The following is a 12586-nucleotide window of genomic DNA, read 5'->3' as shown; positions in this document are numbered from 1 at the left end:
TTTTTTTAAATGATTATTCTTAATTGTCCAATGAAACGTGATTATATTACTGAATTACTTGAAACATACGATAAAGACGGTGTAACTTTTAAAAAAATTGCTGAACAAGGTATGAAACTTACTTTTGAAACAAATATTGAAGACGAAGAAAAAGCAGCAAAAATCGCCAAAGAAACAATAAAAGCAACTGAAATAGGCTCTGTACTCTATTTCCAAGTTAGTGTGGGTTGAAAATGAAAATTGTTAATGCACTATTTATTATTAGTATAGGTCTTATTATTATTATGTTTAGTCCTTCTTATGGAAAAGATGGGATGGCTAGTGTACCTCTTCTAGTTACAGGACTTGCGGTTGTTTTAATTGGCTGTGTATTCATCGTGCTAAAAATCCGTAAAGATAAGAAAGAAAAGAATTAGAAGGAGTCGATTGAAAAGTGAATGTCACACAGAAATTATATATTTCTCAAAAAGAATGCTTTGATACACTAGTTAGCTCAGCCATTTATGATGTGAAAAATGCCACTGGTAAAACGCTTCAGATGCGCAAACTAGAAGGATATAAATACCAACGAACAATGTCTAACGGCGCACTTGCTACTACAAAAATTTTGAAAGTAACTCCTAATGAGTTATATCAATTCGAAACAAGCAGTCGAGTAAACACACATACGACTACTTATACGATAAAGTCAACAAGTGAGACAACTTGCGAAGTGACTTATAACGAATTAATTGAAACGGAAAAAGCAATGAATAAAATGAATAATATTATTGTTGGTTTTATGTTTGGCTTCTTCCGGAAAAAACGTGTGAAAAATTTGCTAAAATCAATTGAGCTTTCGGTTATAAATGAAAGTAAGAAGAAGCAGGAGAAATTGGCTGCTAAAAGTGAACAGTAAGGTTTGGAATCGGGCTTTTTCGGGGGTCTGGTTCTTTTTTTGAGGGGTTTTGTTTTTTAGTTTTTGGTGGTGGTGGTTTTTGAAGCTAGCCCGACTCAGGACGTTTTGAAAGTTCTGGGAAGGATTAAATCATCGCTGCGCTCAGATTTATATTGAAGAAGTAAATCAAAACAAAGTACGTTTTGAAACTTCTTCAACAATACGTTATAATAAAACTACTAAAATGGTTTTAGGTGAAGGAGAGTGGCAGATGGCGTATCAGGCTTTGTATCGGGTTTTTCGGCCGCAGTCGTTTCAGGATGTTGTTGGACAGGAACATGTGACGAAAACGCTTAAAAATGCCATTGTGCAAAATAAAACTTCGCATGCTTATTTATTTTCTGGACCTCGGGGGACGGGGAAGACTAGTGCGGCGAAGATTTTTGCGAAGGCGATCAACTGTGAACACGGCCATGACGGGGAGCCTTGCAATGAATGTGAGATTTGTAAAGGTACGACGGACGGTTCTATACCAGATGTTCTTGAAATCGATGCTGCCAGTAATAACGGGGTTGAAGAAATTCGAGATATCCGGGAAAAAGTAAAATATGCGCCAACTGTGGCGAAATATAAAGTATATATTATCGATGAAGTGCATATGTTGTCGACGGGAGCGTTTAATGCGCTACTAAAAACGCTGGAAGAACCGCCGAAACATGTCATTTTTATTTTGGCAACAACAGAACCGCATAAGTTACCGCTAACGATTATTTCGCGGGTACAACGGTTTGATTTTAAACGAATCACGACACAAGATATTATTGGTCGTTTGAAATTTATTTTGGAAGAAGAAAAAATCCCTTATGACGAAAAAGCGTTGATGATTGTTGCGCGTGCGGCTGAAGGCGGGATGCGTGATGCGCTTAGCTTGCTCGATCAAGTTATTTCTTACGGATCAGAAGAAGTTACCGTGGAAGACGCGCTCGAAATAACGGGTTCGGTTGCTCAAAATCTCCTTACAAAACTAGTAAGTGCAGCGTTTGACGGTGATGCGGCGGAAGCTATTTCGACTTTAACAGCCTTACTTGCAGAAGGAAAAGACCCAGTTCGTCTAGTGGAAGATTTACTTGTTTTCTTCAGAGATGTATTGCTGTATCAAAAAGCGCCAAACCTTGAAGAAACATTAGAACGGGCTTTGATAGATGATGATTTTGTTGCTTTGGCAAAACGAGCTGATTCACTAAAAGTCTATGAGTTTGTTAAAATTTTAAATACAGCTCAGCAACAAATGCGTTTCTCGAATCATCCGGGAATTTATGTAGAAGTAGCGCTTGTTCAGTTAACGCAAGCCGGGCAATCAGCGGTAAGTGGCGGAAATGTATCAGTGGATGCAGCTTCTGGAAGTGACTTCGCGGACTTAAAACGCCAAATGGAGCAAATGCAGCAAGAACTTCAAACATTAAAAAAACAAATTGCGAGTGGAGCAGTTGCCACCCAAACTGAAAAACCAGCACAAAATCGTGGTGGATCTAAAAAAGCCATAAACAACGGCAAACAATTTAAAGCGCCTATTGGTAAAATTAACCATGTATTAGGTGAGGCTAAGAAAGAGAATTTACAGTTAATCCGTGGTTGTTGGGGCGAGCTTTTATCCATGTTGATGGCATCCCAGGCAGCACTTTTAAATGATGCAGAACCTGTAGCTGCATCTCAGGATACTTTTGTGTTAAAATTTAAGCATGAGATTCACTGTCAAATGGCGATGGATAATCCGAACTTTGTTGAAACGATTACGTCGAGTATTGCACGACTTACACAAGTAAATTATACTTTTATTGGAATCCCAGAAGATCAATGGGCTGAAGTAAGAGAAAATTTCCTTCATAGTCATGGTAGCGACGGTGATGCGGAGGAAGGTACAAATCCAGAAGCTAGAAAACCGGCGGAAGATCCTTTTGTTGCAGAAGCCGCAAAACTCGTTGGTGAAGATTTGCTTGAAATTAAAGATTAAAAAACAATAGAAGAAAGAGGAGATTATTCATGCGTGGAATGGGAAATATGCAAGGTATGATGAAACAAATGCAAAAAATGCAAAAGGAAATGGCGAAAGCTCAAGCTGATTTAGAAGCTCAAGAATTCACTGGAACAGCTGGTGGCGGAATGGTTACAGTAAAAGCTACTGGTAAACGCGTCATTACTGATGTTGTTATAAACGAAGAAGTAGTTGATCCAGAAGACATCGAAATGCTACAAGATTTAGTACTTGCAGCAACAAATGATGTATTAAAACAAATTGAAGATACAACTTCACAAACAATGGGCAAATTCACACAAGGATTAAATCTCCCTGGAATGTAATATTGTTTGGTTTGAGACTCTTGGCTTAATTACAAGAGTCTCAACTATTTTTCAATAAAATGTTCCACGTGAAACATTGTGTATTTTGAAGGTGAGAGGAAGACGAGATATGCATTATCCTGAGCCGATAACGAAATTAATGGACAGTTTTATGAAATTACCGGGAATCGGACCCAAATCGGCAGCAAGACTGGCTTTTTACGTGCTAGATATGAAAGAAGACGATGTATTAGACTTTGCAAAAGCACTTGTGGATGCAAAGAGGAATTTAAGCTTTTGCTCTGTTTGTGGTCACATTACAGATAAAGATCCGTGCTATATTTGCTCGGACACATCCCGCGATCGCAGTGTTCTTTGCGTGGTGCAAGAATCTAAAGATGTTATCGCAATGGAAAAAATGCGCGATTTTCACGGGCTATATCACGTGCTTCACGGCACAATTTCGCCAATGGACGGAATTGGCCCAGAAGATATTAATATTCCTGATTTGCTTAAACGTTTGCAAGATGACACCATTGAAGAAGTTATTTTAGCAACCAACCCCAATGTTGAAGGGGAAGCCACTGCGATGTATATTTCGCGGTTGTTAAGACCTTCAGGCATAAAAGTAACAAGAATAGCTCATGGTCTGCCAGTAGGTGGAGATTTAGAATATGCGGATGAAGTCACGCTTTCTAAAGCCATGGAAGGACGAAGAGAAGTATAAACAGAGGTGATAAAATGGAGTCCAGAAGTAATAAGTTCGGTCGGAAGAAAAACAAGAAAATCGGAAAACTACACAAATCCTATGATGCTTATCTGATGGAATTGATTGAAGTCACGCAAGAAAAGTGGCATAAGCAGAAAGTTTTAATGCGAAAAAGTTTTGAGTACGATCCTAATTTAGAATATGAGGAGAAAAAGGCGGAAGCTCGCTATTTTTACCTCTTTAAAGAAGCTCGTGCACGTCAATTAAAGAAATAAAGAAAAAATCTACTAGTCCATATTGGAATAGTAGATTTTTTTTATTATATTTCAGAACGGACATACATTACATCTGGAGCATGGCTAACTCGCTCACCATTATTTAAACGCTCGACTTGGCGCATATCTGCTTCTGTTAATTCAAAATCATAAATATCTGCGTTTTCTCTTATTCTTGAAGGCGTTTCTGATTTTGGAATGATTGAAATATTATTTTGCAAATGCCAACGAAGAACAATTTGGGCAGGAGATTTACCATGTTTTTTCGCTAAATCAATCAGAATTTGCTCTTGTAAAACGCCACCTCGGCCAAGCGGGCTCCAAGCTTGATGAACGATATGCAATTCCTCTAAATAACGATGTAACAGCTGATTTGGAAAGTGTGGATGTGTTTCTAGTTGGTCAACTACTGGAAGAACATTGGCACTTGTACGAAGCCGGTCTAAATGGTGCGCTTCAAAATTACTCACGCCAATCGCGCGAACAAGCCCTTCGTCATATAATTTTTCCACAGCACGCCAAGTTTCGAAAAAAGTATCTTGTTTCGGCCAGTGGACTAAATATAAATCAACTTGGTCTAATTGTAGTTTTTTCTGAGATTTTTCAAAAGCACGGAGCGTTTCATCGTAACCTTGCTCCGTATTCCACATTTTTGTCGTTACAAAAAACTCGTCCCGCTTTAAGCCACTTGATGCAAAAAAGTCACCGAGTTCTTTTTCGTTATGGTAAAATGAAGCCGTATCAAACAAGCGATAACCAACATCTACCGCAGTTTCTAGTGCAGTACGCATACGCTGTTCGTCCGTTAGTTTGTAGACCCCAAAACCATGTCTAGGCATTTCGATTCCATTGTTCAGTCTGTATGTATCCGAGAAAGAAAGTGTCATTTAATTAACCTCCTGCTTTAGTTTACTAACTTAAGCATACCAGAAAATGGATAATTTCTGTAGAGTGAAGGGGTGGATTTGGAGGATTTTTTATAGATAATAAAAAAAGGCTGAAACTCAGCCTTTTTAATTCGTAATTAAACTATTTAATACGTGCGCAATTCCGTCTTCATTGTTGGATAAGGTGATTGAGTTGGCAGCTGCTTTTAATTCGGGGACGGCGTTACTCATAGCAATTCCTGTTCCGGCGTATTCGACCATGGTGATGTCGTTGTGGCCATCTCCAAATGCAATGATATTTTCAGCGTGTATTCCCATTGGTGTTAAAACCGTATCGAGTGCTTTGGCTTTATCGATGCCTTGAGCTGTGAATTCAAAGTAGAAATCTGCTGTGAAGACACAATTAAGTGTATTTTTGAAAGGCGCCATCATTGCTTGATAATTTTCTTGCATATAGGCCGGATCGCCTGCCGTTAGTATTTTACTGAGACGGTAATCTAAAAATGCAGCTAAATCATCTTTTTCACAGAGTTTAAAATTTCCTCCGCGAGACTCATACTGAATTATGTTTATTACTTCGCCGCGGTAAGGTACGTAGCAGTCGTACACATCATTTGTATACATATAATCCTCTTTATCAATCATTACTTTCACTTCAAACTGTTTCATATGTTCCAAAACGGCTTTTCCTTCTGCAACCGTAAGCGCTTGGTTGAATAATTCTTCATTTGTCGCGCAATCCACTACTTTAGCTCCGTTGTATGAAACGAGCAAGCCGTGGTGTTTATCCATTTCTAATTGCTCAGCATATGCGTGCATCCCAGTTGTTGGTCTGCCGGATGCGAGGATAAGTTTCACGCCATTTTGTTGCGCGGTGATGAGGGCTTTTTTTGTTTCGGGTGAAATTTTTTTGCCGTCGTTTAATAAAGTGCCATCAATATCTAAAATAATTGCTTGAGTTGTCATGTAGTTTAGCTCCTTTTTTCTTTATTGTATCATTAGAAAACAAGAAAAAGGCAGGAGCATCGCATATTGAGATTTTTTTTTCATTTGGATAGGAAATAGGTGCTTTTTTTGAAAAATCATTCCAATTCGCTGTTCATTTTTTGATAATTGGTTGTTTTATATTGGATGTTTTTTTCATAATCGTGATTAAAATAAACAGAATAAAGCGTGTCGAAAATACTTAGTAATGACTGCCGTGTTGAGAAGGAAGAGACTTTGTTGTAATGATTTTCGGCGGAGGCCATATAGATTTTGTGAGTGGCAAATTCGACTAAAGGGTTTGCTTGCATGGAAGTAATTAAGATTATATCGACATCGTTTTCGGAGAGGATTTTGACTACTCTTTGAAGGGTTCGGCTTCGTCCGCCGTAGGAAACAACGATAGCAATATGATCTTTGTCACTATTTGCGGCGGACAAACTTTGAATATAATCTTCCTCAGGGACATTGACTAAAACACCGATTTCCTGCATTTGAAATTTGAAGTTTTGCGCGAAAAATAAATTAGCGGAAGCGGCGTAAACATCAATTGTTTTTGCCTTAATTAATTTTTCGCCAATTTTTACAAGTTCTTCCGGATCGGCGTTGTTTAATGTTTCGTCAATCGTTCCTTTGTAGATTTGGTTCAGATTGGTCATTATTTGATAAGGCGTATCTGATTCTAAAATAGGATAATCATAGTTTATTTCTTTTTCTTCGTTTGTTTCGCGAAGGCTCGAGGCGATTTCGATTTTTAGTTCGCCAATGCCGTTCAGCCCTAGCTTATTAATTAAGCGATAGATTGTTGCAGCAGAGACGAAAGCAGCTTGAGCTAGCTCTTTTGGCTTGAATTGAAGCGTTTTTTTGGGATTTACCACAATGTAGTTGGCAAGTTCTTTTTCACTATTAGTTAAATTAGTTAGTTCGCGTATTTTAATTAAAATATTCATCGTTTCAAATCCTAACTTTTTAGAATGGGAATTTATTTTAAGTAATTATACCATTAAATAAAAAAGTCCCTCTAGACAAAAAAGCATCTAAAGGGATTTTTTCAGTTATTTAATTTCGATTGTTTTAAGATTTGCTGCGATTACTTCCGGTTTTTCGTCCATTTGAATTTGAGCAGCAGTAGCATAAGCTCCCTCTAAAATGGGGGCATTAAAAAGAATAATTTCTTTTTCACTAATTTCTTCTACTGTTTCAATGTTCATTTTGGCGCTTCCAAGGTCATAAAAAGTGTAGACTTTGTCGGCTTCATTGCTTTCAATCGCTTCGTTTACTGTGTCGAAACTTGTGCCAATGCGACCATCTTCTGTTCCACCAGCATGCGTAATAGATACGTCAGGTGCGATTTCTTTAATGATATCATGGACACCTTTTGCAACATCTTTGGAGTGAGAAATAATGACAACTCCATATGGTTTAGCCATAATTCAGCTCACCTCCGTTTGAAGCATTGCGTGGAATAGGAGAGCAGAAGAGTAGGCGCCGGGATCGAGATGCCCGATAGACCGTTCACCTAGATAGCTGGCACGTCCTTTTGTTGCTTTTAAATCTTTTGTTTTTTGTAAAGCTGCTTCAACAACATCATCTGTTAAATCTTCCTGATGAAGGGCATTTACAACTGGTTCCCAAACATCAATCATTGTTTTCTCGCCAGCATGGGATTTACCGCGTTTTTCGATCCCTTCAAGTCCTGCTTCAATCACTTTGGTTAAGCCTTCTGCGTCAATTGTTTCTGAATCGACCGCTTTACTCATGTTTAAAAAGGCTGTTCCATAAAGTGGTCCAGATGCGCCGCCGACCTTGCTAACCATTGTCATCCCAGCGGTTTTAAATACATCTGTTAAATCTGCTGGCTCTTTCTCGGTAAAAGCTTTTTTGAGTTCGCTTAGTCCGCGAGCCATATTGATTCCGTGGTCTCCGTCGCCAATCGCTTGGTCGAGATCACTTAATAATTGTTTATTTTCTTGTACGCGTTCGCCGAAATCATTTAACCAGCGTAACGCCCAATCTTTATCATAAGTCATTATTCATTCCTCCAAATCTTTTTACCAAGCAATTGTGTCTACTGGAAGTTTCAACATATCGACCCATTTTTCATCTTCTAATTTCAAAATGGTAAGGGATAATCCGGCCATTTCAAGTGAAGTCATATAATCGCCAACGAGTGTTTTTTCAACTTGAACACCGGCATTTTTTAGAAGTTCATGGACATCATTTGCGAAAACATATTGTTCCATTAGTGGTGTTGCGCCCATGCCGTTAACAAGGACAACCACTTTATCACCAGCTAGGAGTTTGCTTTCACTACTAATGCGTTCATAAAGTTGTTTAGCAAGTCTTGCGGATGGCATAATTTTTTCACGCGTAAAGCCAGGTTCACCGTGGATACCAATGCCAAGCTCAATTTCGTCGTCGCCAAGCTCAAAACCAGGATGTCCAACCTCGGGAACTGTACACGGAGAAAGAGCAACCCCAAGCGTTTTAACAGAAGCAATAACTTTTTCGCCGAGTGCTTTTAGTTCTTCAAGGGATGCGCCTGCTTCTGCGGCTGCCCCGATAATTTTATGCACTAGAACCGTCCCAGCAACACCACGACGTCCAGTTGTAAAAGTACTGTCTTCAACAGCAATATCATCATCTACTACAATTTGTTCTACTTTAATATCATCGGCATCCGCTAAATCTGCCGCCATTTCAAAATTCATTACATCACCGGTATAATTTTTTACGATTAAAAGCACACCAGCGCCTTGATCTGCGGCTTTAATACCTTCATAAATTTGGTCTGGGGTTGGGGAAGTGAAAACATCGCCACATACAGCCGCAGAGAGCATTCCGCGACCCACATAACCAGCATGAGCCGGCTCGTGACCAGAACCTCCGCCGCTTACTAGCCCGACTTTTCCTGGACGTTTATCATTTCTTGCAATGACGCGAGTTCCTTCGACACGGTGAACAACATCTGCGTGCGATTTAACTAAACCTTCCACCATCTGTTCTACTACTTGATCTGTACCGTTAAGAATCTTCTTCATCTGACAAAAAACCTCCTTTAAAATTGTCCTCTTACCTCAATTTCCCTTTACTAGAAAGTCAAAACGTGGTTGCTGTCTTTATTATACAACTTATAAAATGAAAACGCTTTAAAACTGCAAGAATGTGTCATAAATCCAGCAAAATGGTACAATGAAGAAGAGAATTTGAAAAGGGGAATTGTTATGCGAGATCAATCTAAAATGCCTTTAGTGGAACGGTTAGATGCTCATGCTAAATCCTGCCCAATATCACTCCATGTTCCAGGCCACAAAAGTGGAGCCATTTATCCAGCTGTATGGCAAAATTTATTAAAATGGGATGTAACAGAAATCACCGGGATGGACGACTTACATCACCCAGAAGACGTGATTTTGGAAGCAGAGGAGTTACTTTCTGAATGCTATGGAAGTAAAAAAAGCTATTTTCTAGTCAATGGGACAAGCGGAGGAAGCTTGGCGGTTATTATGGCAACGTTAAAGCGCGGGGAGAAAGTTTTAGTGCCAAGAGATGCACATAAATCAATCTTGCATGGCATCGAACTCGCCGGTGGAAAACCGATTTTCTTAACTCCGGCAACCAATAAAGAAGTCGGCGTCGCGAGTGGCGTGACAACCGAACTTCTGGAAGAAACCTTACATAATCACCCAGATATAAAACTATGTATTTTCACTTATCCGAGCTATTACGGAACGACTTTTAATTTAGAAAAATGTATTCGAATTGCGCATCAGTATGGCGCGGTTGTGTTTGTCGATGAGGCGCACGGGGCACATTTTTTAACAAGTTCTGAATTTCCGAAAAGTGCAGTGGAGCTTGGTGCGGATGTTGTCGTTCAGTCGGCGCATAAGACATTGCCGGCGCTAACGATGGGATCCTATTTACATGTCGTGAATGATCTACCGATTTTTGAAAAACTAGCTTATTATCTGCAAGTATTTCAAACGAGTAGCCCATCTTATTTAATCATGGCGTCACTGGATGCGGCGCGGAAATATGCGGCAACTTACACAGCGGCAGACGTTGAAGCTTTTTGGAAAATGCGCGCCAGATGGATTAAATGGCTAACAAAAAATAAATTTGAAGTCATTTTGCCGGATGATCCGCTTAAAATCATCGTCCGTAAAACAGGCTACACGGGCTACGAATTGCAAGCGATTTTTGAAGAAAGTTCTTATTTCCCAGAGCTTGCCGACGAGTCACAAGTGTTACTGATTTTACCATTAATTAAAAAAGGGATTGATTTCACACCGATTAGTCGGATTCATTCTCCGTCGAAAAAAGAAATCGCGAAACAACCATATGAAATGTCAGCGCCTTTTGCGTCAGGTCTTGCGTTAACTTACGAAGAAATGCACGCCCGCGCGACCGAATTTGTGTCATTAGATGAAGCTACGACACGCGTTTCGGCTGAAACAATCTCGCTTTATCCGCCGGGAATCCCAGCTATTATCCGCGGAGAAAGTATCACAGAAAAACATATCCGCGAACTAAAAAGTATTCGCTCGCGGCACTACCAAGGCGGCGAAAAACTAGCCGAGAATTACATCCGTATATTCCGCTAATTTATGCTATAATCAAACAGAAAGCGACGCGAAAGGGAAAGGAAATTACGAAATGAAAGCAATTTTTATTACACTTGAAGGTCCAGATGGTTCTGGAAAAACAACTGTCGGCACCCTGTTAAACCAAAAAATGGAAGAAGCGGGTATTGATTTCATTAAAACCCGTGAACCAGGTGGCAGCCCGATTTCAGAAAAAGTAAGAAATATCGTCCTCGGAATTGGCAATGAAGAAATGGATCCAAAAACAGAAGTACTGCTTATTGCAGGCGCACGCCGTCAGCATGTTGTTGAAACAATTCGCCCAGCTTTAGCAGCAGGGAAAACAGTACTTTGTGACCGCTTTATGGATAGCTCTCTTGCTTACCAAGGAGCAGGACGTGACATGAATATGGAACAAGTTTTACAAGTGAATTTATATGCGATTGAAGATACAATCCCTGATCGGACCTACTACCTTGATGTACCCGCAGAAGTCGGCTTAGCTAGAATTGCTGCTAACAAAGGCCGCGAAGTTAATCGTCTAGACAAAGAGGACATTACTTACCACGAAAAAGTACAAAATGGTTATGAGAAAATTATCCAAATGTTTCCAGATCGTTTCATGCGAGTGGACGCAACGAAGACGCCAGAAGAGATTACTACTATTATTTTAGCAGATATTTTAAAGCAACTAACTTAACATTCCATGTGATTTAAGTACCAATCCATAAGTGCATATCGCTCTTTAAAAAGGGATTTGTTTGCTATAATAGAAAAAAGATAGATTTTTAGGAAGGGTTGATTTCTTTGAAACTCATATTTGCAATAGTCCAAGATCAAGATAGCAACCGTTTGTCTGACGCACTAACAAAAGGCAATTTCGGTGCGACAAAATTAGCTACTACGGGTGGATTTTTAAAAGCAGGAAACACCACATTTATTATCGGAACAGAAGATGAACGTGTAGATGATGCACTAGCGATAATCAAGGAAAACTGTAAAGCACGCGAACAAATGATGACACCATCCGCTTCCTTAGGTGTGACGGTAGATACGTATGTGCCTTACCCAATCGAAGTACAAGTTGGCGGCGCGACAGTGTTTGTAATGCCAGTTGAGAGTTTCCATCATTTTTAGGACAGATAGTGGGAAAGCAGGTTTGCGATAAGGGCTACCTGTTTTTCTTTTATTTCAGGCCTTGGCAAACCAGTTTGAAATGTGTTACTATGTAAATGAAAAGAGAGCCATGCGTGAACATGACTCCCAAACAGTAGCACCGTTAAAAAGACGGTGGACAAGGTTTAAAAATTGATAGATAATCGTCTTTTCGCACCCGTCAAAGTGTAAAGACGATTATTTTTTTGGTTTATTAAAGTCTAGTATCAGCACAACCAATGTGGCAAAAGCCAACATTAAAGTCATTGCTTCAAATACAGACATGCTTTATTCCTTTCTAGGAGTAAAACCTTTGTAAACCATAGGCATCATCCCCTACTGAGGATTAGCCACCGTCTATTCACTTTGCTACTGCATTTACTATTATAGCATTCAAAATTCTTTGACAAAAGTTATGTATTAAAAAATTTTCTTAATGACATACAGCAGAGATAAAATCTAGCCATACAATAAACTAGATAAAATATGGCATATACGCCTCCACTAGAAATAAGACGTGCACGATGGACTTAATTGCGAGTATAATATTTTCAATCAGATTAACTAAATTTAGATAGTAAGAGAAAATAAATATTATTAAGAAAGAAGGTTGTTATTCTGGGCTTAGAATGGTCAATAAAATCAAAAGAAGATTATGAAGAAATTTTGAAAATTATAGAAAAGAGTATTATTGATTCGGGGATAAAAGATGTGAGGTCATACTTCAATGTTTTTTGTGTGCCCTCTGGTATCGAAAAGTGGCCCGATTTAATGGATTT

General features: G+C 39.2%; 17 protein-coding genes. 10 read left to right on the top strand and 7 right to left on the bottom strand.

Translation table 11 applies throughout. From position 1 onward, the window contains the following. Positions 1-9 precede the first annotated feature (9 nt). The 7 genes from PQQ29_RS13760 (at position 10) to PQQ29_RS13730 (ending at position 4198) form a co-directional block, all read left to right on the top strand. Positions 10-231, top strand: a complete 222-nt coding sequence (locus PQQ29_RS13760) for a hypothetical protein (RefSeq protein WP_003721028.1) — start codon at positions 10-12, stop codon at positions 229-231. A 2-nt stretch (positions 232-233) separates the two neighbouring features. Then, positions 234-416 carry a DUF3188 domain-containing protein gene (locus tag PQQ29_RS13755; RefSeq protein ID WP_003728589.1) on the top strand — a complete coding sequence of 61 codons (183 nt, stop codon included), beginning with the start codon at positions 234-236 and terminating at the stop codon, positions 414-416. Between the two features lie 17 nt (positions 417-433). Then, complete coding sequence (locus PQQ29_RS13750; protein WP_010991409.1) at positions 434-898, top strand: DUF3284 domain-containing protein; 465 nt, start codon at positions 434-436, stop codon at positions 896-898. Between the two features lie 250 nt (positions 899-1148). Further along, on the top strand, positions 1149-2888 hold the full coding sequence (gene dnaX / locus PQQ29_RS13745; protein WP_033838441.1) for a DNA polymerase III subunit gamma/tau: 1740 nt from the start codon (positions 1149-1151) through the stop codon (positions 2886-2888). A 29-nt stretch (positions 2889-2917) separates the two neighbouring features. Further along, complete coding sequence (locus PQQ29_RS13740; RefSeq protein ID WP_003772859.1) at positions 2918-3235, top strand: YbaB/EbfC family nucleoid-associated protein; 318 nt, start codon at positions 2918-2920, stop codon at positions 3233-3235. A 109-nt stretch (positions 3236-3344) separates the two neighbouring features. Then, entirely contained in the window at positions 3345-3941 is a 597-nt protein-coding gene (gene recR / locus PQQ29_RS13735; RefSeq protein WP_003764287.1) for a recombination mediator RecR, read from the top strand. A gap of 14 nt (positions 3942-3955) precedes the next feature. After that, positions 3956-4198 (top strand): YaaL family protein, encoded by a 243-nt coding sequence (locus PQQ29_RS13730; protein WP_003764285.1) that lies wholly within the window; start codon positions 3956-3958, stop codon positions 4196-4198. A gap of 44 nt (positions 4199-4242) precedes the next feature. Here PQQ29_RS13730 and PQQ29_RS13725 read toward each other — a convergent pair whose 3' ends face one another. The 6 genes from PQQ29_RS13725 to dhaK1 all read right to left on the bottom strand — a co-directional run bounded on the left by PQQ29_RS13725 (position 4243) and on the right by dhaK1 (position 9110). Continuing rightward, a complete protein-coding gene (locus tag PQQ29_RS13725; protein WP_003764284.1) occupies positions 4243-5085 on the bottom strand; it encodes an aldo/keto reductase in 843 nt (280 codons plus the stop codon). A gap of 126 nt (positions 5086-5211) precedes the next feature. Continuing rightward, complete coding sequence (locus PQQ29_RS13720; RefSeq protein ID WP_010991406.1) at positions 5212-6051, bottom strand: Cof-type HAD-IIB family hydrolase; 840 nt, start codon at positions 6049-6051, stop codon at positions 5212-5214. 116 nt (positions 6052-6167) lie between these two features. Further along, positions 6168-7019: a MurR/RpiR family transcriptional regulator gene (locus PQQ29_RS13715; protein ID WP_010991405.1), complete on the bottom strand. Its 852-nt coding sequence runs from the start codon at positions 7017-7019 to the stop codon at positions 6168-6170. A gap of 105 nt (positions 7020-7124) precedes the next feature. Then, positions 7125-7499, bottom strand: a complete 375-nt coding sequence (gene dhaM1, locus PQQ29_RS13710; protein WP_003772863.1) for a dihydroxyacetone kinase phosphoryl donor subunit DhaM1 — start codon at positions 7497-7499, stop codon at positions 7125-7127. 3 nt (positions 7500-7502) lie between these two features. Further along, positions 7503-8099 (bottom strand): dihydroxyacetone kinase ADP-binding subunit DhaL1, encoded by a 597-nt coding sequence (gene dhaL1 / locus PQQ29_RS13705; protein ID WP_010991404.1) that lies wholly within the window; start codon positions 8097-8099, stop codon positions 7503-7505. A 21-nt stretch (positions 8100-8120) separates the two neighbouring features. Continuing rightward, entirely contained in the window at positions 8121-9110 is a 990-nt protein-coding gene (gene dhaK1 / locus PQQ29_RS13700; protein ID WP_003772865.1) for a dihydroxyacetone kinase subunit DhaK1, read from the bottom strand. 183 nt (positions 9111-9293) lie between these two features. Between dhaK1 and PQQ29_RS13695 the strand changes: the two genes are divergently transcribed. The 3 genes from PQQ29_RS13695 (at position 9294) to PQQ29_RS13685 (ending at position 11789) form a co-directional block, all read left to right on the top strand. Further along, on the top strand, positions 9294-10673 hold the full coding sequence (locus tag PQQ29_RS13695) for an aminotransferase class I/II-fold pyridoxal phosphate-dependent enzyme (RefSeq protein ID WP_153648549.1): 1380 nt from the start codon (positions 9294-9296) through the stop codon (positions 10671-10673). A gap of 52 nt (positions 10674-10725) precedes the next feature. Further along, the gene (tmk, locus tag PQQ29_RS13690) at positions 10726-11352 is read left to right on the top strand and encodes a dTMP kinase (RefSeq protein WP_003772867.1); all 627 of its coding nucleotides are present in this window, start codon (positions 10726-10728) and stop codon (positions 11350-11352) included. Positions 11353-11459: 107 nt separating this feature from the next. After that, complete coding sequence (locus PQQ29_RS13685; protein WP_003739897.1) at positions 11460-11789, top strand: cyclic di-AMP receptor DarA; 330 nt, start codon at positions 11460-11462, stop codon at positions 11787-11789. A gap of 216 nt (positions 11790-12005) precedes the next feature. Here PQQ29_RS13685 and PQQ29_RS14520 read toward each other — a convergent pair whose 3' ends face one another. Further along, positions 12006-12092 (bottom strand): putative holin-like toxin, encoded by an 87-nt coding sequence (locus PQQ29_RS14520; protein WP_220089436.1) that lies wholly within the window; start codon positions 12090-12092, stop codon positions 12006-12008. Between the last annotated feature and the right edge of the window lie 494 nt (positions 12093-12586).

This window comes from Listeria innocua (assembly GCF_028596125.1).
GTDB lineage: Bacteria > Bacillota > Bacilli > Lactobacillales > Listeriaceae > Listeria > Listeria innocua.
The sequence above is the reverse complement of the archived record's forward strand: the minus strand, read 5'-3'. Positions and strand labels throughout refer to the sequence as shown.

What these genes read in the sequence shown, in the direction of transcription:
- PQQ29_RS13760 (WP_003721028.1), top strand. Translation starts at nt 10, where the DNA reads ATGATTATTCTTAATTGTCCAATGAAACGTGATTATATTACTGAATTA.
- PQQ29_RS13755 (WP_003728589.1), top strand. Translation starts at nt 234, where the DNA reads ATGAAAATTGTTAATGCACTATTTATTATTAGTATAGGTCTTATTATT.
- dnaX (WP_033838441.1), top strand. Translation starts at nt 1,149, where the DNA reads ATGGCGTATCAGGCTTTGTATCGGGTTTTTCGGCCGCAGTCGTTTCAG.
- PQQ29_RS13740 (WP_003772859.1), top strand. Translation starts at nt 2,918, where the DNA reads ATGCGTGGAATGGGAAATATGCAAGGTATGATGAAACAAATGCAAAAA.
- recR (WP_003764287.1), top strand. Translation starts at nt 3,345, where the DNA reads ATGCATTATCCTGAGCCGATAACGAAATTAATGGACAGTTTTATGAAA.
- PQQ29_RS13730 (WP_003764285.1), top strand. Translation starts at nt 3,956, where the DNA reads ATGGAGTCCAGAAGTAATAAGTTCGGTCGGAAGAAAAACAAGAAAATC.
- PQQ29_RS13725 (WP_003764284.1), bottom strand. Translation starts at nt 5,085, where the DNA reads ATGACACTTTCTTTCTCGGATACATACAGACTGAACAATGGAATCGAA.
- PQQ29_RS13720 (WP_010991406.1), bottom strand. Translation starts at nt 6,051, where the DNA reads ATGACAACTCAAGCAATTATTTTAGATATTGATGGCACTTTATTAAAC.
- PQQ29_RS13715 (WP_010991405.1), bottom strand. Translation starts at nt 7,019, where the DNA reads ATGAATATTTTAATTAAAATACGCGAACTAACTAATTTAACTAATAGT.
- dhaM1 (WP_003772863.1), bottom strand. Translation starts at nt 7,499, where the DNA reads ATGGCTAAACCATATGGAGTTGTCATTATTTCTCACTCCAAAGATGTT.
- dhaL1 (WP_010991404.1), bottom strand. Translation starts at nt 8,099, where the DNA reads ATGACTTATGATAAAGATTGGGCGTTACGCTGGTTAAATGATTTCGGC.
- dhaK1 (WP_003772865.1), bottom strand. Translation starts at nt 9,110, where the DNA reads ATGAAGAAGATTCTTAACGGTACAGATCAAGTAGTAGAACAGATGGTG.
- PQQ29_RS13695 (WP_153648549.1), top strand. Translation starts at nt 9,294, where the DNA reads ATGCGAGATCAATCTAAAATGCCTTTAGTGGAACGGTTAGATGCTCAT.
- tmk (WP_003772867.1), top strand. Translation starts at nt 10,726, where the DNA reads ATGAAAGCAATTTTTATTACACTTGAAGGTCCAGATGGTTCTGGAAAA.
- PQQ29_RS14520 (WP_220089436.1), bottom strand. Translation starts at nt 12,092, where the DNA reads ATGTCTGTATTTGAAGCAATGACTTTAATGTTGGCTTTTGCCACATTG.